The following is an 18,663-nucleotide window of genomic DNA, read 5'->3' as shown; positions in this document are numbered from 1 at the left end:
GGGCCAACGTCCTGTGGGCCATGCTCCGCGACGGAGCGTGCTACCAAGCCACACCATCGGTCACGGCGTCGGCTTGACAGCTTCATTGGGAAGTCTCCTCTCGGGTGGGTGAGGTCAGGCGACCGGCGGGGGCGGGGACTGGTCTCCATCCGTACCGCCGGACTTGTCTCCGGGGTCGGCGTACATCTGTGATCACCTCCTTCCGGGAACCTCGGCTTTCCCTGGTGCCGAGGCGCTTTACCTCACCGTCAGGGCGGCATTACAGCCAAGAGCCGGACCGGGGGAAGACTTGTGGACGTCAACCCAGACGGGACTCGTTCTGTCCCTGTCGTTCCTCTGATACCTACGCCCTGCGCACCGACACACGCCGACGGCCGTGATCGCCGTCGAGGTTGCCATCACGGGCGGGCGAGTCACTGTCGGGGTGTGTGACAGCGGCCCCGTGGGGCGGCTGGCCCGGGAATGCCCTGGAGGTGGGCTGTTCGATACGGGGGGCCGTGGGCTGGCGCTGCTGCGGGCGTACGCCGACGACGGGGCGGTCGTCACAGGGGAAGGCGAGAAGGTGGTGTGGTTCCGGCTCGTCGGTTGAGCCGGGGGCGGGGCGGGGTCGGCGGCGTGCTCGGGTGGCGGCTGCCGTGCCGCGCTCGGGGCGTGCACGCGCGCCGCCGCCACCCGCAGTCCTCCGAAGGGCTCAGCCGTCGGTGCAGATCACGTCGTACGGGCGGCCGATCCCCATGGTCAGCTTGATGGGGTCCGTGGTGCCGGAGGGGCACTCGGACTGCTCCTTGACGAGGCCGAGGACCTTCTGGGCGCCGGAGCCGCCGCAGGCGACCTCCTTGGCCTGGGAGGTCACGCAGTCTCCCTTGACCAGCTGGCCGCCGCCGGCGCCCGCGTCGCCGGGGTGGTCGTTGGACAGGTTGCGGCCGCAGACGGTGTTGGTGGGGATGCCGCTGGACTTGCCGCCGCCGTAGGAGATGCTCACCTGGATCATCAGGTCGGTGCCGGGCGGGCACTGGATCGAGCCGGGGAGGATGCTGGCCTCCTTGATGTCGATGGCCTTGAAGGAGGCGCCGGAGGCGGAGCAGTCCTGCCGCTTGTACCCGTCGGGGGCCTTGGCGGGGTCGGGCCCGCCGCAGTCGCCGACCTTCCACGCGCTGGAGGTGTCGGAGGAGGACTCGGGCGACCCGGGGTCCTTGGCGGTGGGCTTGGCGGACGGGGACGCCGGGGCGGAGGCGGATCCCGACGGCTTGCCGTCGTCCTCGCGGATCGTCTGCAGGGCGAAGTAGCCGCCGACGATGATCACGGCGAGGACGATGACGGTGGCGACGGTGCCGCCCGAGCGGCGCCGTGGGGCGGGCTGCGGCGGTGTCTGGTACGGGTTGGTCATCGGGCTTCTCCTGCGGGGACGGGGTGGGGACGGGGTGGGACGGGTGACGCGCGTACGGTGACGCGTCATGTCCACCTCATGGTTCCCACTGGGTGCGGCCCGCGAGCGTCCGGGGTGGTCGCACCGTCAGGCGTGGTCACCGAGGACATCCGGTCCCCCGCGCCCCACGCGTGGCGCGGCGTGCACGTCCGCCGGCGCGGGGTGGGGAGGGCCCGCGCCGGGGACGGGGGGTCAGGCGACCGGCTGGGCCGTGAGGATGGTGAGGACCTGGTCCATCTCCGCGCGCCAGATGCGGTGGACGTTCATGCGCGTCGGCTTCGGGGTGTTCGGGAGCTGGAGGCGGAAGTAGCTCCAGAGGGTGTTCCGGTTGATGTCCGTGACCAGGCCGGCCGCCTCGCCCGCGGGGATGGCGAAGGCTATCTCCTGCGGGCGGTTGCTCCACCGGCTGGCCTTGTGGACCACGACGGCCTGCTCGGTGACGGTGACGAAGTAGTACGTGAGGAAGGCCTGGCCGATGAGGCCGAGCATGGACATCAGCCACACGCTGGGACCGGCGATGACCTGGACGGTGACCACGGGGCGGTCGGCCGGGTTGATCTGGGCGATGGCTTCCGCCACCTGCTGCTGCATGGTGGCCTTCTTGACGGCCATGGGGGACTCCTGAGCGGTACTGCGAGGCCCCCGGCGGTCGGGGGCACCGCAGGGTACCGGCCCGTGCCGGGGCCCGCCGGGGCGGGGCGGCGTACGGGCGGAGGGGCGGCGGGGCAGGTCAGAGGACGGCCACCGGGGCCACCGGGGTGCCGACCGCGCCGACGAAGGGCTCGGGCATCGCGGAGAGCAGGAACGCGTACCGGCCCTCTTCTGCACAGGCTGTGGACAACTTTTCGAGATTCCAGTTCTGGCCCTGGTGCATGCCCATCTCGACCAGGTCGAGGGCGTGGACGGGGAGCCAGAGGTCCTCGTTCTCCGGCGGGAAGATCTCGAAGGTCAGGGTGTCGTTCGCGACGGCCGCCGCGTCCCGGGCGTGGAACCACTCCGGGGTGCGGATCGACAGGCCCGGGGAGGGGAAGCCGTACGCGTGCTTGTCGCCCGCCAGGTAGACCTGGACCTGGCCGGTGCGGACCAGGACGATGTCGCCGGCGCGGACGGTGGCCCCGCCGAACTCCTCGGCCTCGGACAGGTCTTCGGGCGTCACCGCGTGCCCGCCCGGGAGCCGGCCGAGGCCCTTCGCGCGGGCCACGTCCAGCAGTACCCCGCGCGAGACGATGGGCCCGGCCTTGTCGATGCCGCTGAACTCGGCGCGGCCGTGCGCGGTGATCGAGGAGGCCGGGCGGCCGTTGTAGATCCGGCCCGAGTGGGAGACGTGGGTGAGGGCGTCCCAGTGGGTGCCCGCCTGGAGGCCCATCGTCACCGCGTCGTCGCTGCAGGCCACCGTGCCGGGACCGAAGATCTCCTGGTTGATCTGCACCATCGTGTGGAGGGGGTTGATCCGGCCGGGGATCATGCCGACCTGTACGCCGTCCTCCTTCAGCGGCAGCGCCAGCGGGACGCGACGGCCGCTGCGTATCTCGCCTGCGGCGGCCCGGACCACCTCGTCGGTGACGAGGTTCAAGGTGCCGATCTCGTCGTCGGCTCCCCATCGGCCCCAGTTGTTGACGCGTTTGGCGATCTCGTGGAACTCGGGGGGCAGGGACATGGACCTCATCAGCTCCTTGCGAAGGCGGCGAAGGCGGCGAAGGCGGCGAAGGCGGCGAACGCGGACCCCGACTGGGGCTTGTGCGGGGGCGTCCGGCTGCCCATAGAATCTAACGGACCGTCAGAAATCGCGGGAAGGGGCCGGACGTGGGGAACTTCTTGGCAGGCAAAACCGTCGCCGTCACCGGCGCCGGCCGGGGCATCGGGCGGGCCGTGGCACTCGCCGCGGCCGCCGAGGGCGCCAAGGTCGTCGTCAACGACTACGGCGTGGGAATCGGGGGCGGCGAGCCCGCCAGCGAGGTCGCCGAAGGCGTCGTGAAGGAGATCGTCGCCGCGGGCGGGGAGGCCGTGGCCGTCGCCGACGACGTCTCCACCATGGCGGGCGGCCAGCGCATCGTCGACACCGCGCTCGCCCGGTACGGGCGCCTCGACGGCGTCGTGTGCGTCGCCGGGATCCTGCGCGAGCGGATGCTGTTCAACATGTCCGAGGAGGAGTGGGACCCGGTGGTGGCCACCCACCTCAAGGGCACCTTCACCGTCTTCCGCGCCGCCTCCGCCGTCATGCGCCGGCAGGGCTCGGGCACCCTGATCGGCTTCACCAGCGGCAACCACCAGGGCTCGGTCGCCCAGGCGAACTACAGCGCCGCCAAGGGCGGGATCATCTCGCTCGTCCGCTCCGCCGCCCTCGGGCTCGCCAAGTACGGGGTCACGGCCAACGCCGTCGCGCCCGTCGCCCGTACCCGCATGTCGGCGAACGTCCCCATGGAGCTCAAGGAGATCGGCGAGCCCGAGGACGTCGCCGCGCTCGTGACCTACCTGCTCAGCGACCGGGCCGTGGCCACCGGCGGCGAGCGGATCACCGGGCAGGTCTACACGATCGCCGGCCCGAAGATCGCCGTCTGGGCGCAGCCGCGCGAGCTGCGCGCCGGGTACGCCGAGGGCTCCTGGACGCCCGAGAAGATCGCCGGCTTCCTGCCCGGGACGGTCGGCACCGACCCGATGCCCATGCTGGCGCAGCTGGAGGCCATGGCCAAGGCGGCGGCCGCCAAGGACCGCCCCAACGCGTAGGGAGCGCGATGGACTTCAGCTTCGGTACCGAGGACGAGAAGCTGCGCGCCCGGGCCCGTTCCTGGCTCGCCGAGCACCTGACGGGCCCGTACGCGGGCGCGGTGGGCCTCGGCGGGCCCGGCAGCGAGCACGAGGGGGTCGCGGAGCGGCGCGCGTGGGAGCGCGAGCTGGGCCGCGGCGGCTGGATCGGGCAGGGCTGGGACGCCCCGGCCGGGGCCTACGGGCAGCAGCGGCTCTCCCTGACCGGGCAGGTGGTGTGGGCCGAGGAGTACGCGGCGCTGCGCGCCCCCGGCCGGGTCGGCCACATCGGGGAGAACCTCCTCGCGCCCACCCTCCTCGCGTACGGGTCCCGGGAGCAGCGGGACCGCTTCCTGCCGGCCATCGCGCGGGGCGAGGAGCTGTGGTGCCAGGGCTACAGCGAGCCGGGCGCCGGATCCGACCTCGCGGGCGTGCGTACCGCGGCGGTGCGCGACCCCGCCGACGGGCTGTACCGGGTCACCGGGCAGAAGATCTGGACCTCCCTTGCGCAGGACGCCGACTGGTGCTTCGTCCTGGCCCGCACCGGGGCCGGTTCGCGCCGCCACCGGGGGCTGTCGTTCCTGCTCGTACGGATGGACCAGCCCGGCCGCGTCGAGGTCCGGCCGATCCGGCAGATGTCGGGGACCTCGGAGTTCAACGAGGTGTTCTTCGACGGGGCCGTGGCGGCGGAGCTGGTCGGCCGCGAGGGCGACGGCTGGACGGTGGCCATGGGCCTGCTCGCCCTGGAACGGGGCGTGTCGACGCTGGTCCAGCAGATCGGGTTCGCCGCCGAACTGGAGCGGGTCGTGGCCGCGTACGCCTCCTCCGCGCAGGCCGGGGACCCGGTCCTGCGCGAACGCCTCGTACGGCAGTGGGCGGAGCTGCGCACCATGCGGTGGAACGCCCTGCGCACCCTGGGAGCCGAGGGCGGGCCGGGGGCGCCGAGCGTGGCGAAGCTGCTGTGGGGCGGCTGGCACCGAAGGCTCGGGGAGCTGGCGGTGGCGGTGCGCGGCGCGGCGGCCGCGGCCGGCCCGGGGTGCTGGGCGCCCGGGGTGCCGTACGAGCTCGGGCTGGACGAGGGACAGCGCCTGTTCCTGTTCACCCGGGCCGACACCATCTACGGCGGCTCGGACGAGATCCAGCGGAACATCATCGCCGAGCGCGTGCTCGGCCTGCCTAAGGAGTCCAGGTGAGAGGCGTCGTGTTCGACGGCAAGCAGGCCCGGGTGGTCGACGACCTGGAGATACGCGATCCCGGGCCGGGGGAGGTGCTCGTCGCGATCGCGGCGGCCGGGCTGTGCCACAGCGACCTGTCGGTGATCGACGGGACCATCCCGTTCCCGCCGCCGGTGGTCCTGGGGCACGAGGGCGCGGGGATCGTGGAGGCGGTCGGCGCGGGCGTCACGCACGTGGTGCCGGGCGACCACGTGGCCCTGTCCACCCTGGCCAACTGCGGGGCGTGCGCGGACTGCGACCGGGGGCGGCCCACGATGTGCCGCAAGGCCATCGGGATGCCGGGGCAGCCCTTCTCGCGAGGCGGGCAGCCGCTGTTCCAGTTCGCCTCGAACTCCGCGTTCGCGGAGCGCACCCTGGTCCGGGCCGTGCAGGCCGTCAAGATCCCCGACGACATCCCGCTGACGTCGGCGGCGCTGATCGGCTGCGGGGTGCTGACGGGCGTCGGCGCGGTGCTGAACCGGGCGAAGGTCGACCGCGGCGAGTCCGTGGTCGTCATCGGCGCGGGCGGCATCGGGCTGAACGTCCTCCAGGGGGCCCGGATCGCGGGGGCCGCGACCATCGTCGCGGTCGACGCGAACCCGGCGAAGGAGCCGGTGGCCCGGCAGTTCGGGGCCACGCACTTCATCGACGCCTCGGCCGTGCCCGACTCCTCGGCGGCGGTCCGGGAGGTCCTGGCGACCGGCGCGGACCACGTCTTCGAGTGCGTGGGGAACGTGAAGCTGATCCGCCAGGCGATCGACCTGCTCGACCGGCACGGGCAGGCGGTCCTGCTCGGGGTGCCCGGCTTCAAGGAGGAGGCGTCCTTCCTCGTCTCGTCGATGTACCTGGACAAGACGGTCATGGGCTGCCGTTACGGCTCCTCGCGTCCGCAGCGCGACATCGCCCTGTACGCCGAGCTCTACCGGCAGGGCCGGCTGCTGCTGGACGAGCTCGTCACCGAGGTCTACCCGGTGGAGGACTTCGCGAAGGCGGCGGACGACGCGCACCACGGGCGGGTGGCGCGCGGGGTGCTCACCTTCTGAGCCGCCCGGAAACGGCTCGGCTCCCCCGCCGGCGGGTTCGCACCCGCCGGCGGAGGAGCCGTGAACCGCGTCACCGTCAGTCGAGGACGTCCGGGATCGGGTCGGTGTTGCTGCGCTGCAACGCAGCCCCGGAGCCGGTGGCCGCACCGAGCGACCAGTCCATGAGCTTCATCGCGTCCGCGTAGCGCTCCTCGTCGTTCAGCAGGACACCGATGACGGTCTTGCCGTTACGGGTGCCGGAGAAGACGATGCACTTGCCCGCGGCCGTGCCGGTGCCGGTCTTGACGCCGATGGCGCCGGGGTAGGCGTAGCCCGTGGGACGCTCCCGGATCAGCAGGTTGCTGTTGCCCCAGGTGGCGTCGGTGGAGGTGCCGCCGGTGCTGTACGTCGTGGCCTTCACGAGCTGCGGGAAGGTCGTGCCCGTCATCGCGTACTTGGTGAGCTTCGCCAGGTCGCGCGGGGTCGTCAGGTTCGTGCCGGTCGGCGAGATGCCGTCGAAGGAGTCGTAGGTGGTCTTGGTCATGCCCAGGGCCTTGGCCTTGGTGTTCATCTGCGCGATGAAGTCCGCCGTGCGGGCCGCCGTGGTCGCGCCCTTGCCGAAGGTGTCCGCGAGCGCGTAGGCGGCGTCGCAGCCCGACGGCAGCATCAGCCCGTAGAGCAGCTGGCGGACCGTCGGGGTGGCGCCCACCTTGAGGCGGGCCGAACTCGCGCCCTCGCGGACGACGTAGTCCGCGTACTCCTGCTTGATGGTGACCTTCTTGTTGAGGTCCACACCAGGAGCCCGCAGCACCACCTGAGCGGTCATGATCTTCGTGGTGCTCGCGCCCTGCCGCTGGGTGTCGGCGGCCTTGCTGGTGAGCGTGGCCCCGGAGGTGCCGTCGATCAGGATCGCGCCGGCGGCCGTGGTGGGAGGTGCGGCGACCGGAGCCGCCGACGAGGCCGGCGAGGCGGCGACCAGGAGGGCCCCGGTGGCTACCGTGACGGCGACCGCGCCGCGTGTGCGGCGCATGAGGTTCAATATCAAGTCAAATCCCCGTGAATCCGAAGAAGTCCGAAGGGTTTGGGACGCGAAGATGTCCCAGCCCTGCCAGGAGCTTACGTAGCGGATGCCCGGAGGAACATCGGGCCGCGGGGTCAAAGTCCTCCGGGCGCCGCCCGGTCGGCCCGGTCAGTCACTGAAGCGGCCGAATCTGCCCTTGTGGAAGAGGAGCGGATCGCCTTCCCCGGCGGCGCCCATGGCCTCGACGCGGCCCACGACGATCAGGTGGTCCCCGCCGGTGTGGACGGCGTGGATCCGGCAGTCGATCCAGGCGGGCACGGCGTCCAGCTGGGGCGACCCGGTGACGGGGGCGGGCGCGTGGGCGACTCCGGCGAACTTGTCGGCGCCGCTGACGGCGAAGGAGCGGCACAGCGCGCCCTGTTCGGCGCCGAGGATGTTCACGCAGAACACCCCGGCGCGGGCGATCCGCGGCCAGGTCGTCGACGTGCGGGCCACCATGAAGGTCACCAGCGGCGGGTCGAGGGAGAGTGAGGCGAAGGACTGGCAGGCGAACCCGGCCGGCCCGTCCCCGTCCCCGTCCCCGTCCCCTTCCCCGACTTCGACGGCCGGAGCCGTGATGACGGTGACCCCGCTGGCGAAGTTCCCCAGGACGGCGCGGAACTCGGCGGGGCTCACGGGCGCGCGCTCGCCCGCCCGGACCGCGCGCAGTTCGGGGCGCGGGTGGGCGTCGACGGGCTCGGGCCCCGCGCCCGGTCCGGCCGGGGCCGAGGTGGGGGAGCCGACTGACCTGAGGTATCGGACGACGGTGGCCGCCATCCCTGCATGTCCCATCACACGGTCGATTGAAGCTGACGGATCGTCAGATAGGAAGGGGTGCGGGCCGGTCACCGCCACCGGGTACGGGCGCCGGGCGCCGCAGGCGCGCACGTCCGGTGCCGGCGGACCGGCCGCCCCGCGCCGGGGGGCGGGCCCGGCGGAAGCGGGCGCGGCGGGGCGGCCCCGCGCCGGGGGCCTCTGTGGCGGGAGCCCGAGCCGGGGCGGCCCCACGTCGGCGGGACGCCGTACGGGTGAACACCCCGGCCGGGTGGCGGCCCGTACGCCCGTGCCGTCGCCGGGCTGGGCATCGTGGCAGCGACCGTGTACCGCCGCACTCCCGGAGGACCTCATGCTCGGCACCGACTTCCGTACCGGATCGCCCAACTGGCTCGACCTCGGCAGCCCCGACGTCCCGGCGGCCGCCGCCTTCTACGGAGCCGTGTTCGGCTGGCGGTTCGCCCCCGCCGGGCCCGACACCGGCGGCTACGGCTTCTTCCAGCTCGACGGCAGGACCGTCGCCGCGATCGGGCAGCTCACCGAGGAGGGCGCCTCGTCCGCCTGGATGCTCCACTTCATGACCCCCGACGTCCGGGCCACCGCCGCGGCGGTGCGGGAGGGCGGCGGGACGGTCCGGATGGAGCCCATGGACGTCATGGGGGAGGGGTGGCTGGCGCAGTTCACCGACCCGCAGGGCGCCCAGTTCGCCTGCTGGCAGCCCGGGCGGACCGCGGGCTTCGACCTCGCCTCGGCCGACAACACGCTGGTCTGGGCGGAGCTCCACGTACCGGACCCGGTCGCGGACATCGGCTTCTACGCCGGGCTCTTCGGCTGGCGCCACACCGAGATGGACGCGCCGGGCATGACGTACCGGGTGCTGAGCATCGCCGACGGGGACCAGGAGGACGGCTCCTTCGGCGGGGCCGCGCCGCTGGCGGACGGCGGCGCCGAACAGGCGCGCTGGGTGCCGTACTTCAACGTGCCGGACGTCGACGCCACCACCGCACTGGTGGAGCGCAACGGCGGGTCCGTGCTGATGCCGGGCGCGGACGTGCCCGAGGTCGGGCGGATCGCGTGGACCGCGGACCCGGCCGGGGCCGTGTTCGCGCTGCTGAAGCCGAACCCCTCCCAGCGGTAGCGACCCGGGGGGCGGGCCGGGCCCTCACCGACCGCGGTACGCGGGCGTACGGCGCTCCACGAAGGAGGCGACGCCCTCGTTCGCGTCGGCCGTGGTCATGTTGATCTCCTGGGCGGTGGCCTCGGCGGCCAGTGCGGCCGCCCGGTCACCGTCGAGGGAGGCGTTGACCAGCTGCTTGGTCAGGGCGAGGGCGCGCGTCGGGCCCTGCGCGAGGCGCTCCGCCCAGGCGCGGGCCGTCTTCTCCAGCTCGCCGGCCGGGACGACCTTGTTGACCAGGCCCAGGCGCTCGGCCTCGGCCGCCGGGACGGCGTCGCCGAAGAACATCAGCTCCTTGGCCTTCTGCGGCCCGACGAGGCGGGGCAGCAGGTAGGCGCCGCCGCCGTCCGGGACCAGGCCGCGGCGGACGAACACCTCGATGAAGCGCGCCGGTTCGGCGGCGATCACCAGGTCGCAGGCGAGCGCGAGGTGGGCGCCGATGCCGGCGGCGGTGCCGTTGACGGCCGCGACGACGGGCTTCTCGCAGTCGAGGACCGCCGTGATCAGGCGCTGCGCGCCGAGCCGGATCATGCGGGCCACGTCACCGGCGACGCGCTCGCCGGCGGACGGGGCGCCGCGGAGGTCGGCGCCGGCGCAGAACCCCTTGCCGGTGGCGGTGAGGACGACGGCGCGCACCCCGGGGTCGGCGGAGGCCTCGCCGAGCAGCGCGATGACGCGCTCGCGCTGGTCCCAGGTGACGGCGTTCATGGCCTCGGGACGGTTGAGGGTGATCCAGGAGACGCCGTTCTCCGTGCGGTGCAGGATCTCGTTTGAGGGGGCGCTGCTCATGGGGAACTCCCGTTCGGGCGGGGGCGGGGGCGGGGGCGGGGGCGGCCGGGCGGGTGGCCGGGGACTACCGGTGGCGGGGCCCGGGGAGGGGGTACGGGCGGGCGGGCCGGAGGTCAGCGGCAGACGGCCAGGGCGTCCAGTGCCACCGCCCCCTGCCCGCGCGGGAGCACCATCAGCGGGTTGATGTCCAGCTCGGACAGGTCGTCGCCCAGCTCCAGTGCCATCCGCTGGATCCGCAGGATCACCTCCACCAGGGCGTCCACGTCGGCCGGCGGAGCGCCCCGGACCCCCTCCAGCAGTGCGTGCCCGCGCAGTTCCGTGAGCATGGCGCGGGCCTGGTCCTCGCCGAAGGGCGGGACGCGTACCGCCGCGTCGTGCAGGACCTCCACCAGGACCCCGCCGAGGCCGACGGTGACGGTGGGGCCGAACAGGTCGTCCTGGGTGACGCCGACGACCATCTCCACGCCGCGCTCGATCATCTGGCAGACGAGGATGCCGTCCAGGGGGACGTCCTCGTAGCGGGCGATGTCCGTCAGCTCCCGGTACGCGTCGCGGATCTGGCTCGCGGAGGTCAGGGCGACCTTGACGAGGCCGAGCTCGGTCTTGTGGGCGAGCTGCGGGCCCGACGCCTTCATGACGACGGGGTAGCCGACCAGGCCGGCGGCCCGGACGGCCGCCGCCGCGCTCGTCACGAGCTGCTCCCGCGGCACCCGGATCCCGTACGCCCGCAGCAACTGCTTCGCCGCGTGCTCGCTGAGCTGCTGGCCGGGCCGCATCAGGGCCTGGGCCTTGCGGAAGGAGGGGGAGGGGGTGCGGGGGGCCTCGTCGAAGGGGGAGCGGTAGGCGGCGGTGAAGCGGTGGTGGCCGAGGTAGGCGCGTACGGCGGTGATGCAGTTGCCGAAGGTGCGGAAGGTGGCCACGCGGGAGGAGCCGAGGAGGGTGGTGCGGTAGGCGTCCTCGGTGCCGACGGGGGAGCCCCAGATCACGCAGATGAGCTTGTCGGTGGCCTCCGCGGCGTCCACCAGGTCCTGGGCGAGCCGGTCGCTCATCGGCGGGAAGGGGCCGGTGATCGGACAGATCAGCACGCCGACGGCCGGGTCCGCGAGGATCGCGTCGATGATCTTGCGGCCGCGCCAGTCGCCGACCGGGTGGCCGCCGTTGTCGACGGGGTTGGCGACGTTCAGGTACTCCGGTATCCACTGGTGGAGCTCGTCCTGCTTGGCCGGGTCGAGGGTGGGCAGCGTGAGGCCCGCCTCGGTGGCGAGGTCGGAGAAGTGGGCGCCGGTGCCGCCGGAGATGGAGTACACGACGACCCCTTCGGCCTGCGGCCTGCGGGCCCGGGCGAGCAGGGCGGCGGTGTCCTGGAGCTCGTCCAGGCCGTCGACGCGGATGACGCCGAACTGCCGCATGGCGGCGTCCACGACCGTGTCGGCGCCGGTCAGCTTCCCGGTGTGGGAGGCGGCCATCCGGGCGCCGGTCTCGGTGCGGCCGACCTTGACCGCGACGACGGGTACGCCGGCCCGCGCGGCCCGGTCCGCGGCGAGGAGGAAGGACCGGCCGTCCTTGAGGCCCTCGACGTAGCAGGCGATGGCTCCCACCTCGGGCTGCCCGGCGAAGTAGGAGATGAAGTCGGAGGTCTCCAGGTCCGCCTCGTTGCCGGTCGGCGCCCAGTGGGAGAGGCGGATGCCCAGCTCCTGGAGGGTGTAGACGGGGCGCCCCTGGTGGCCTGACTGGGTGATGAGGGCGATGGCGGGCCCGTCGAGGTCCTGGCGGAACTCCTCGAAGGCGTTGAGGTTCGTGTTGGGGCCGAGCAGGCGCAGGCCCGAGCGCCGTACGGCGGCCGCCAGCCGGTCCTGGGCGGCGGCGCCCGCGCCGCCGGTCTCCGCGAAGCCGGAGGCGAAGGCGACGGCGAACTTCACCTTCGTTGCGGCCAGTTCCTCGATGACGGGGACCGGGTCGGCGACGAGGAGGACGGCGAGGTCCACCTGCTCGGGCAGGTCGGCCACGGAGGCGTGGCAGGCGAGGCCGAACACGGTCGTCCTGGTCGGGTGGACGGGATGGAGCCGGGCGCCGACGCGCTCCGCCCAGGCGATGAGCTGGCGGGTGATCCCGGTGTTCGGTCTGCCCTCGGCGTCCGAGGCGCCGACGACGGCCACCGACTCGGGCCGGAAGAACCGGTCCAGGTCGGGGACGTCGGAGTGCAGGGGCCGCCCGCTGACGTCCAGCGCGACCGCGTCCTCGGCGGACGGCGCCGCCGAGGAGTGGACGGCCGTCCTGGGGGTCTCCCCGCAGGCCTCGACACGTGCGCGGAAGTCGGTGGTGAGGGTGCCGTGAGTAGATCCAAGCATCGTTCCGCCCGCTCCTGCTCGATGAACCTCATAACTGACGCGTAGTCAGATTACTGAACTGACGTGTCGTCAGGAACAGGCCTGCGCAGGAAAGTGGTGGAGGTGGTGTGTGGAACGGTGTCAGACGCCCTTGCGCCGGGTCCAGAGTGCGGTTCAGGCCGGGGTGCGCGGTTCAGGCCGGGGTGAGCGCGGTTCAGGCCCGGGCGTGCGGTTAAGGCCGGGGTCCGGTCCGGCTCCGGGGTGCCGCGCCGCCGGCGCGGTTCAGGTCCGGGTGTGCAGGTGTCGGGCCACGGCCTTCGCGATCCGGTCGGCGTCCAGGGCCATCTCCCGGAAGGCTCCGCTGATGGGGTTGGTGAACCCGGTGAAGTACAGGCCGGGCGCCCCGTCCGCCGCGCGCCCGCCACGCGTACGGGGCCGGCCGCGCTCGTCGAGCACGCCCAGGTGGCCGACGGTGCCCTCCAGGGCGCGCCGGTAGCCGGTGGCCGAGACCACCGCGTCCGGGGTGATCCGCGAGCCGTCGGCGAGCACGACCTCGCCGCCGTCGAAGGAGTCCACGGCGGCGACCGGCTCGACCGCGCCCCGGCGGACCGCGTCGATCAGGCCGACGTCCTGCACGGGGATGGCCCCCTCGCGGACCCTGCTGTACAGGCCGGTGGAGGGGCGGGGGAGGCCGTACGCCGACAGGTCCGGGACGCAGGCCCTCGCGACGAGCGCGCCCAGCCGGTCGACGAGCCGGACGGGCAGCCGGCGTACGAGGATCCCCGTTCGCTGGGCCGGCCAGCCGGCGGTGGAGCGGCGCACGATGTGCGGGGCGGTGCGCACGGCGAGCCGCACGCGCGCGGCGCCGCCCTCGGCGAGGTCGACGGCTATCTCGGCGCCGGTGTTGCCGACGCCGACGACGAGCACGTCCTGCCCGGCGTACGGGGCGGGGTTGCGGTACTCGGCCGCGTGCAGCAGCCGCCCGGTGTAGCCGTCCCGGCCGGGCCATTCGGGCAGGGCGGGGGTGTGGTTGAAGCCGGTGGCGACGACCACGGCCGCGGCCGCGAGCACCCGGCCGCCACTGGCGTGCAGGGTCCAGCCGTCGTGGCTCCCGTCCTCGCCGGCGGCCGGCTCGACGCGGGTCACCTCGACGCCGGTGACCAGCTCCAGCTCGTGGAACTCGGCGTACTTCTCCAGGTACCGCACGACGTCGTCGCGCGAGACCCACCGTCCGAAGCGGCGCGGCATGGCCAGGCCCGGCAGGGCCGAGAGGCGGCGGGTGGTGTGCAGGCGGAGCCGGTCGTAGTGCCCCCGCCAGGAGGCGCCGACCGCGTCGGACCTCTCGACGACGACGGTGCGGACCCCGCGGGCGCGCAGCGCGGCGGCGGCGGCGAGGCCGCCGGGGCCGGCGCCGATGACGTACACGGGGCGCGGCTGGGTGGTCATGTCGGGTGCTGTGGGGGGTCCGGGCATGGGGAGTGATCGTATCGCCACGTTGGGTTGATGGGTCTCGGACAAGGAGGGAATCGATTGCGGATCGATCACGGAAGGGGGGCGGGGGCGGTCGGAGGGTGGGGCGAGCGGTGGGGCGACGGGCGGGGTGGAGGTGGCCGGGGCCTTGCGTGAACGCTGCGGATCCGCTGAACTGACGTACCGTCAGATCGAGCGATCGTCGTGGTGGAGGGGTGGAGGCTGCCGATGCAGACCATCTGGCTCAGTGGGGCCGAATGGCTCGCCGTGCTCCGGATAGGCCTCGGCCTGTGGTGGCTGGAGAGCTGGCGGCACAAGGACAAGAAGGGCTGGTTCGAACGCGGCACCGGCATCGCGTGGGCCGCCGACGTCGCGGGCAAGCACCGCTGGGGGTTCGTGAAGGGCGGCTTCGAGAAGGTGGTGCGGCCGCGCCCGAAGGCGATGGCGTACCTCGTCGTCTACGCCGAACTCGCCCTGGGGCTGGGCCTGGTGTTCGGGTTCCTCACGCCGATCGCCCTGGTCGGAGGGCTGCTGCTGAACCTGCTCTACCTGGTGCTGATGATCCACGACTGGGCCGAGCAGGGCCAGAACGCCATGATGGCGCTCATCTCCCTCGTCGCGCTCTTCGCCATGGGCTGGCAGGCCTGGTCCCTGGACGCGGCCTTCGGACTCTTCCTGTGACCGCCCGGTACGACCTTCCGGAGGCGGACGACTTCACCCGCCCCTACTGGGACGCGGCGGCCCAGGGGCGGCTGCTGCTGCGCCGCTGCGCGGACTGCGGGCGGGCGCACCACTACCCGCGCGAGTTCTGCCCGTTCTGCTGGGCCGGGGAGGACCGGGTGGCGTGGGAGGCGGCGAGCGGCCGCGCGACGCTCTACACCTGGTCGGTGATCCACCGCAACGACCTCCCGCCGTTCGGGGAGCGCGTCCCGTACACGGCGGCGGTGGTCGACCTGGCGGAGGGGCCGCGCATGATGACGGAGGTCGTCGGCTGCGAGCCCGCGGACCTGGCGATCGGCATGCCGCTGACGGTGACCTTCCGCGAGGCGGCGGACGGGGTGGCGGTGGCGGTCTTCCGCCGGGCGGAGGGCTAGGCGGGGGCGGCGCGGCGCGGCGCGCGGGCGGGGCAGCGGGGGCTGGCGGGGCCGCATCGGACGTACGGCCACCAGCGCCGCGCCGTATCGGCCCCGCCGCCGTCCCGCGCCCGTGCCGCGCCCGCGCCCGGTGCCGTGTCGCGCACGTGCCGAGGCCGCGTGCCGTGCCCGTGCTCGGGCCCCGCCGCCCCGCGCCCACCGGCCTTTACGGCCAGAGCAGTTCGCGGGTCCAGGTTCCGTCCGGGGTCAGGCGGTACCGGAGGCGGGTGTGGCGGCGGGCGGCGTCGCCCTGGAAGAACTCGACCTCGACGGGGGCCAGGACGTACCGGGTCCACGTGGGCGCCGGAGCGTCCGGCTCGGCCCCGGCCCGCTCCCAGGCCGCCGCCGACGCGCGCACCAGCTCCTCCGTCGAGCCGAGGACCTCGCTCTGCCGGCCGGTCAGCGCGGCGGCCAGCGCACCGCGCGAGCGGACCGCCAGATCGGCCCGGCTCTCCTGCGGGCCGCAGGCGGTGACCCGGCCCCGGAGGCGGATCTGGCGGGCCACGGCGGGCCAGTAGAACCCCAGAGCGGCATCCGGGCAGCCGGCCAGCTGCTCGCCCTTCGCGCTGCTGACGTGCGTGGCGAAGTGCCAGCCCCGGGCGTCGGCGTCGTGCAGCATCAGCGTCCGCACGTCGGGCCGGCCCTCCGCGTCGACCGTCGCCAGGCTCATCGTGTGCGGCTCCGGCTGCCCCGCCCTGGCGGCGTCCGTGAACCACTCGCGGAACAGCGGCAACGGCTCGGCCGGCGCCGTTCCGGGGTCGAACGTGGGGAGCGGTCCGTCCCACACGCGCAGGGAGTGCAGGGTGGCGCGGAACTCTTCGCTGCCGATCTCACCAGTCATCCCCCCAGGCTAGGGCGTCCCTGTCGGGTCCTGCCGGGTCCTGCCGTGCCCGGCAGCGCGCCGCCAGGTCAGCCGGCGCCAGGAAGAGCACGGCGTCGGCGCCGCTGCCGCCGACTGCACGGCCGTCCCGCCGCCGTCGACGTCGGCTGGGCGGGCGACCCCGTGGGGATCGCCCGCCCGGTACCGGACGGCGAGCCGCGTGCCGGCCGGGTCCTTGCCGCCGCCACTGCCCGCCGGGAGGGCCGCCACCACGGTTCGCCCGTCGGCCTCGAACTCGACCTCGCCCCGGCCCGCCGTGCACGCACTGCTCGTGCGCAGCGTCGCGTGGGCCCGCACGCCGTCGTGGAGCGACCGCAGGTGGCGGACCTCCGCGATCTCGCGCCACCCCCGGCACCGCACCGGCCACCTCCGGCACCGCACCGGCCGCACCGGCCACCTCCGGCCGCACTGGCCGCGCCAGCCACCCCCGGCCACCCCCGGCCGCACCGGCCCCACGTGTGCCCACTGCGACGCCCATGTGTGCCGGCTTCCGTACCGGTTGCGGTGGAAGGGGGCGCGCCACGTCGTGCGCGGGCGCCGAACTCGTTTCCGTACCGCTCGAAACGCCATGCGGTGGGCCGGCGCGCGGCGGGACACGGGCAGGTCCCCGGGAATCCCGGCGGAGTGACAGCCCTTGGTCACGGTTTGGCCGAAAAGCATCCGCTACGGACGTCCGTTCATATGATGTGCCTCCTTCGAACGGCTTCTGGTGGGGGTACCGATGGTCAGAGATGGAAGACGGCGTACGAACGGCCCCGTCCGGCGGGCGCTGGTCGCCCTGCTCGTGGCGGGCGTGGCGGTCGCCTGCGGACCGGCGGACGGCGGGGCTCCCGCCGTGACGCCTCCACCGGTTTCCTCGCCAGCGTCCCCGGCCGCGAGCCCGACGCCGACACCGACGCCCACGCCCGAGGCGGCGCCCCCGACGCCCTCCCCGACGGTGTCCCCCTCTGCCGCCGCCGCGGCCGTGCCGAGCCCCTCGCCCACCCGGGCGGCCGCCCCGCGCGCCGCCGACCCGAAGCCGCCCGCCACCACCCAGGCGCCCCGGCCCGCGACGAAGCCGGCGGTCCGGCCGACGACGCAGGCAGCGACCCGGCCGGCGCCCGCCGCGTGCGAGATCGTTTCCAACGCCGGCAACTGCTACAACGCGGGCCAGTTCTGCCGCAAGGCCGACCTGGGCCGGTCCACGCACGCGGGGAACGGGCGGCTGATCCACTGCCGCCTGGACGGCAGCCAGCCGCGCTGGCAGTACTGACGACGCCGACGGCCGGCACCGGCTGCCGGAGGCCGTCGGCTAGCGGCCCAGCAGGATCGTTCCCGAGGAGCAGAACCAGCCGCCCGTGCCCGAGGCCAGGGCGACCTCGGGCAGCCGGCCGCCGGCCTTCACGACCTGGCCGGCGCCCGCCTCGCCGCGCAGCTGGCGGACCGCCTCGACCAGCAGGAACAGCCCGCGCATGCCCGGATGGCAGGCGGAGAGTCCGCCGCCGTCGGTGTTGACCGGGAGTTCGCCGTCGCGCAGCAGGCGGCCCTTCTCGACGAAGGCGCCGCCCTCGCCCTTGGCGCAGAACCCGAGGTCCTCCAGGGTCACCAGGGTCATGTACGTGAACGCGTCGTAGATCTCGGCGAGGTCCACGTCCGCCGGGGTCAGGCCGGCCCGCTCGAAGGCCAGGCGGCCGGAGACCGCCGCCGGGGAGACGGTGAAGTCCTCCCATTCCGACATGGTGGTGTGGGAGACCGAGGCGCCCGCGCCCAGGACCCAGACGGGAGCCTTGGCGGTGTCCGGTACGTAGTCCTCCGCCGCCAGCAGCACCGCGCAGCCGCCGTCCGAGCGGATGCAGCAGTGCAGTTTGGTGAACGGGTCGGCGATCATCTCGCCGGACAGCACCTCGTCCACGGTGATCGGTTCACGGAACATCGCGTCGGGGTTCGCGGCCGCGTTCGCCCGGGCCTGCACGGCCACCGAGGCGAGCTGTTCCAGCGTGGTGCCGTACTCGTGCATGTGGCGGCGGGCGGCCATCGCGTACTTGGAGATCAGCGTGTGGCCGTACGGGACCTCGAACTGCAGCGGTCCCCGCCCCCCGAAGGAGAGGTTCGCGGTCCGGCGGCGGGCCTTGATGTCCGCGCGGGCGGTGGACCCGTACACCAGCAGGACGGCGTTGGCGTGCCCGGCGGCGATCGCGTCCGCCGCGTGGGCCGCCATGACCTCCCAGGTGGAGCCGCCGACCGAGGTGGAGTCGACCCAGGTGGGACGCAGGCCCAGGTACTCGGCCACCTCCACCGGGGCGAGGGTGCCGAGCCCGGCCGAGGCGAAGCCGTCGATGAGGGAGCGGTCCAGCCCGGAGTCGGCCAGGGCGCGGCGCGCGGCCCGGGCGTGCAGGGCGTACGGGGTGGGGCCGTCCACCCGCCCGCAGTCCGAGAGGGCGACACCGACGGCCGCGACCCGGCGGCGCGGTGCGGGGGAGGGCAGGGGGCGGGGCTGTCCCGTCGGTCCAGGCATGGGGAGGACGGTATATCTGACGATGCGTCAGACGCTAGTGCGCCGTCCGCCCGGGCGCCGTCCGCCCGGGCGCCGTCCGCCCGGGCGCGGGCCGCCCGGGCGCGGGCCGCCCGGGCGCGGGCCGCTCTCATATACACAAAACCGAGCCCACCAGACAT

Annotated in this window: 18 protein-coding genes and 1 pseudogene; 8 read left to right on the top strand and 11 right to left on the bottom strand. The window is 74.0% G+C overall.

Annotation, left to right across the window (positions count from 1 at the left end):
- Window positions 1–364: 364 nt before the first annotated feature.
- Window positions 365–589, top strand: a pseudogene (locus ACFWTC_RS36280) (ATP-binding protein); the annotation flags it as partial.
- Between the two features lie 102 nt (window positions 590–691).
- Here ACFWTC_RS36280 and ACFWTC_RS36275 read toward each other — a convergent pair.
- The 3 genes from ACFWTC_RS36275 to ACFWTC_RS36265 all read right to left on the bottom strand — a co-directional run bounded on the left by ACFWTC_RS36275 (window position 692) and on the right by ACFWTC_RS36265 (window position 3,083).
- The gene (locus ACFWTC_RS36275) at window positions 692–1,387 is read right to left on the bottom strand and encodes a hypothetical protein (protein WP_383921539.1); all 696 of its coding nucleotides are present in this window, start codon (window positions 1,385–1,387) and stop codon (window positions 692–694) included.
- Between the two features lie 231 nt (window positions 1,388–1,618).
- Window positions 1,619–2,038, bottom strand: a complete 420-nt coding sequence (locus tag ACFWTC_RS36270; RefSeq protein WP_383910365.1) for a hypothetical protein — start codon at window positions 2,036–2,038, stop codon at window positions 1,619–1,621.
- 118 nt (window positions 2,039–2,156) lie between these two features.
- Entirely contained in the window at window positions 2,157–3,083 is a 927-nt protein-coding gene (locus tag ACFWTC_RS36265) for a cyclase family protein (protein ID WP_383921542.1), read from the bottom strand.
- A gap of 146 nt (window positions 3,084–3,229) precedes the next feature.
- Between ACFWTC_RS36265 and ACFWTC_RS36260 the strand changes: the two genes are divergently transcribed.
- From ACFWTC_RS36260 to ACFWTC_RS36250, 3 genes are read left to right on the top strand one after another with little or no spacing between them, the layout of a single operon-like run.
- Complete coding sequence (locus tag ACFWTC_RS36260) at window positions 3,230–4,150, top strand: SDR family oxidoreductase (protein WP_383921545.1); 921 nt, start codon at window positions 3,230–3,232, stop codon at window positions 4,148–4,150.
- An 8-nt stretch (window positions 4,151–4,158) separates the two neighbouring features.
- A complete protein-coding gene (locus ACFWTC_RS36255; RefSeq protein ID WP_383921548.1) occupies window positions 4,159–5,361 on the top strand; it encodes an acyl-CoA dehydrogenase family protein in 1,203 nt (400 codons plus the stop codon).
- Entirely contained in the window at window positions 5,358–6,425 is a 1,068-nt protein-coding gene (locus ACFWTC_RS36250) for a Zn-dependent alcohol dehydrogenase (protein WP_383921549.1), read from the top strand. The genes ACFWTC_RS36255 and ACFWTC_RS36250 overlap by 4 nt, the downstream gene beginning before the upstream one ends.
- A 76-nt stretch (window positions 6,426–6,501) precedes the next feature.
- On the opposite strand, the gene ACFWTC_RS36245 is transcribed toward ACFWTC_RS36250, so the two are convergent.
- Entirely contained in the window at window positions 6,502–7,434 is a 933-nt protein-coding gene (locus ACFWTC_RS36245; protein ID WP_383921552.1) for a D-alanyl-D-alanine carboxypeptidase family protein, read from the bottom strand.
- A 159-nt stretch (window positions 7,435–7,593) separates the two neighbouring features.
- Window positions 7,594–8,241 (bottom strand): flavin reductase family protein, encoded by a 648-nt coding sequence (locus tag ACFWTC_RS36240; RefSeq protein ID WP_384030288.1) that lies wholly within the window; start codon window positions 8,239–8,241, stop codon window positions 7,594–7,596.
- Window positions 8,242–8,590: 349 nt separating this feature from the next.
- Between ACFWTC_RS36240 and ACFWTC_RS36235 the strand changes: the two genes are divergently transcribed.
- Entirely contained in the window at window positions 8,591–9,376 is a 786-nt protein-coding gene (locus tag ACFWTC_RS36235; RefSeq protein ID WP_383921555.1) for a VOC family protein, read from the top strand.
- A gap of 24 nt (window positions 9,377–9,400) precedes the next feature.
- Here ACFWTC_RS36235 and ACFWTC_RS36230 read toward each other — a convergent pair whose 3' ends face one another.
- The 3 genes from ACFWTC_RS36230 to ACFWTC_RS36220 form a co-directional block, all read right to left on the bottom strand.
- Window positions 9,401–10,201: an enoyl-CoA hydratase/isomerase family protein gene (locus tag ACFWTC_RS36230; RefSeq protein ID WP_383921558.1), complete on the bottom strand. Its 801-nt coding sequence runs from the start codon at window positions 10,199–10,201 to the stop codon at window positions 9,401–9,403.
- Window positions 10,202–10,314: 113 nt separating this feature from the next.
- Window positions 10,315–12,549, bottom strand: coding sequence for an acetate--CoA ligase family protein (locus tag ACFWTC_RS36225; RefSeq protein WP_384030284.1), 2,235 nt, complete (start codon window positions 12,547–12,549; stop codon window positions 10,315–10,317).
- A 261-nt stretch (window positions 12,550–12,810) separates the two neighbouring features.
- A complete protein-coding gene (locus ACFWTC_RS36220; RefSeq protein WP_383921564.1) occupies window positions 12,811–13,974 on the bottom strand; it encodes a flavin-containing monooxygenase in 1,164 nt (387 codons plus the stop codon).
- Window positions 13,975–14,226: 252 nt separating this feature from the next.
- On the opposite strand from ACFWTC_RS36220, the gene ACFWTC_RS36215 reads away from it, so the two are divergent.
- On the top strand, window positions 14,227–14,679 hold the full coding sequence (locus ACFWTC_RS36215; RefSeq protein WP_383921566.1) for a DoxX family membrane protein: 453 nt from the start codon (window positions 14,227–14,229) through the stop codon (window positions 14,677–14,679).
- Complete coding sequence (locus ACFWTC_RS36210; protein WP_384030286.1) at window positions 14,676–15,092, top strand: Zn-ribbon domain-containing OB-fold protein; 417 nt, start codon at window positions 14,676–14,678, stop codon at window positions 15,090–15,092. The genes ACFWTC_RS36215 and ACFWTC_RS36210 overlap by 4 nt, the downstream gene beginning before the upstream one ends.
- A gap of 205 nt (window positions 15,093–15,297) precedes the next feature.
- Here ACFWTC_RS36210 and ACFWTC_RS36205 read toward each other — a convergent pair whose 3' ends face one another.
- The gene (locus ACFWTC_RS36205; protein ID WP_383921572.1) at window positions 15,298–15,972 is read right to left on the bottom strand and encodes a pyridoxal 5'-phosphate synthase; all 675 of its coding nucleotides are present in this window, start codon (window positions 15,970–15,972) and stop codon (window positions 15,298–15,300) included.
- A 9-nt stretch (window positions 15,973–15,981) separates the two neighbouring features.
- Window positions 15,982–16,371: a hypothetical protein gene (locus ACFWTC_RS36200; protein ID WP_384030689.1), complete on the bottom strand. Its 390-nt coding sequence runs from the start codon at window positions 16,369–16,371 to the stop codon at window positions 15,982–15,984.
- A 577-nt stretch (window positions 16,372–16,948) separates the two neighbouring features.
- Between ACFWTC_RS36200 and ACFWTC_RS36195 the strand changes: the two genes are divergently transcribed.
- Window positions 16,949–17,263 (top strand): hypothetical protein, encoded by a 315-nt coding sequence (locus ACFWTC_RS36195; RefSeq protein ID WP_384030691.1) that lies wholly within the window; start codon window positions 16,949–16,951, stop codon window positions 17,261–17,263.
- A 39-nt stretch (window positions 17,264–17,302) separates the two neighbouring features.
- Here ACFWTC_RS36195 and ACFWTC_RS36190 read toward each other — a convergent pair whose 3' ends face one another.
- Window positions 17,303–18,505 carry an acetyl-CoA acetyltransferase gene (locus tag ACFWTC_RS36190; protein WP_383921581.1) on the bottom strand — a complete coding sequence of 401 codons (1,203 nt, stop codon included), beginning with the start codon at window positions 18,503–18,505 and terminating at the stop codon, window positions 17,303–17,305.
- Window positions 18,506–18,663: the final 158 nt, after the last annotated feature.

It is taken from the genome of Streptomyces sp. NPDC058619, from assembly GCF_042717785.1.
Taxonomy (GTDB): domain Bacteria; phylum Actinomycetota; class Actinomycetes; order Streptomycetales; family Streptomycetaceae; genus Streptomyces.
The sequence above is the reverse complement of the archived record's forward strand: the minus strand, read 5'-3'. Positions and strand labels throughout refer to the sequence as shown.

Excerpts from the sequence above, each read along its gene's own strand:
- ACFWTC_RS36275 (WP_383921539.1), bottom strand. The coding sequence starts at position 1,387 with ATGACCAACCCGTACCAGACACCGCCGCAGCCCGCCCCACGGCGCCGC.
- ACFWTC_RS36270 (WP_383910365.1), bottom strand. The coding sequence starts at position 2,038 with ATGGCCGTCAAGAAGGCCACCATGCAGCAGCAGGTGGCGGAAGCCATC.
- ACFWTC_RS36265 (WP_383921542.1), bottom strand. The coding sequence starts at position 3,083 with ATGTCCCTGCCCCCCGAGTTCCACGAGATCGCCAAACGCGTCAACAAC.
- ACFWTC_RS36255 (WP_383921548.1), top strand. The coding sequence starts at position 4,159 with ATGGACTTCAGCTTCGGTACCGAGGACGAGAAGCTGCGCGCCCGGGCC.
- ACFWTC_RS36245 (WP_383921552.1), bottom strand. The coding sequence starts at position 7,434 with ATGCGCCGCACACGCGGCGCGGTCGCCGTCACGGTAGCCACCGGGGCC.
- ACFWTC_RS36240 (WP_384030288.1), bottom strand. The coding sequence starts at position 8,241 with ATGGCGGCCACCGTCGTCCGATACCTCAGGTCAGTCGGCTCCCCCACC.
- ACFWTC_RS36235 (WP_383921555.1), top strand. The coding sequence starts at position 8,591 with ATGCTCGGCACCGACTTCCGTACCGGATCGCCCAACTGGCTCGACCTC.
- ACFWTC_RS36230 (WP_383921558.1), bottom strand. The coding sequence starts at position 10,201 with ATGAGCAGCGCCCCCTCAAACGAGATCCTGCACCGCACGGAGAACGGC.
- ACFWTC_RS36225 (WP_384030284.1), bottom strand. The coding sequence starts at position 12,549 with ATGCTTGGATCTACTCACGGCACCCTCACCACCGACTTCCGCGCACGT.
- ACFWTC_RS36220 (WP_383921564.1), bottom strand. The coding sequence starts at position 13,974 with ATGACCACCCAGCCGCGCCCCGTGTACGTCATCGGCGCCGGCCCCGGC.
- ACFWTC_RS36215 (WP_383921566.1), top strand. The coding sequence starts at position 14,227 with ATGCAGACCATCTGGCTCAGTGGGGCCGAATGGCTCGCCGTGCTCCGG.
- ACFWTC_RS36205 (WP_383921572.1), bottom strand. The coding sequence starts at position 15,972 with ATGACTGGTGAGATCGGCAGCGAAGAGTTCCGCGCCACCCTGCACTCC.
- ACFWTC_RS36190 (WP_383921581.1), bottom strand. The coding sequence starts at position 18,505 with ATGCCTGGACCGACGGGACAGCCCCGCCCCCTGCCCTCCCCCGCACCG.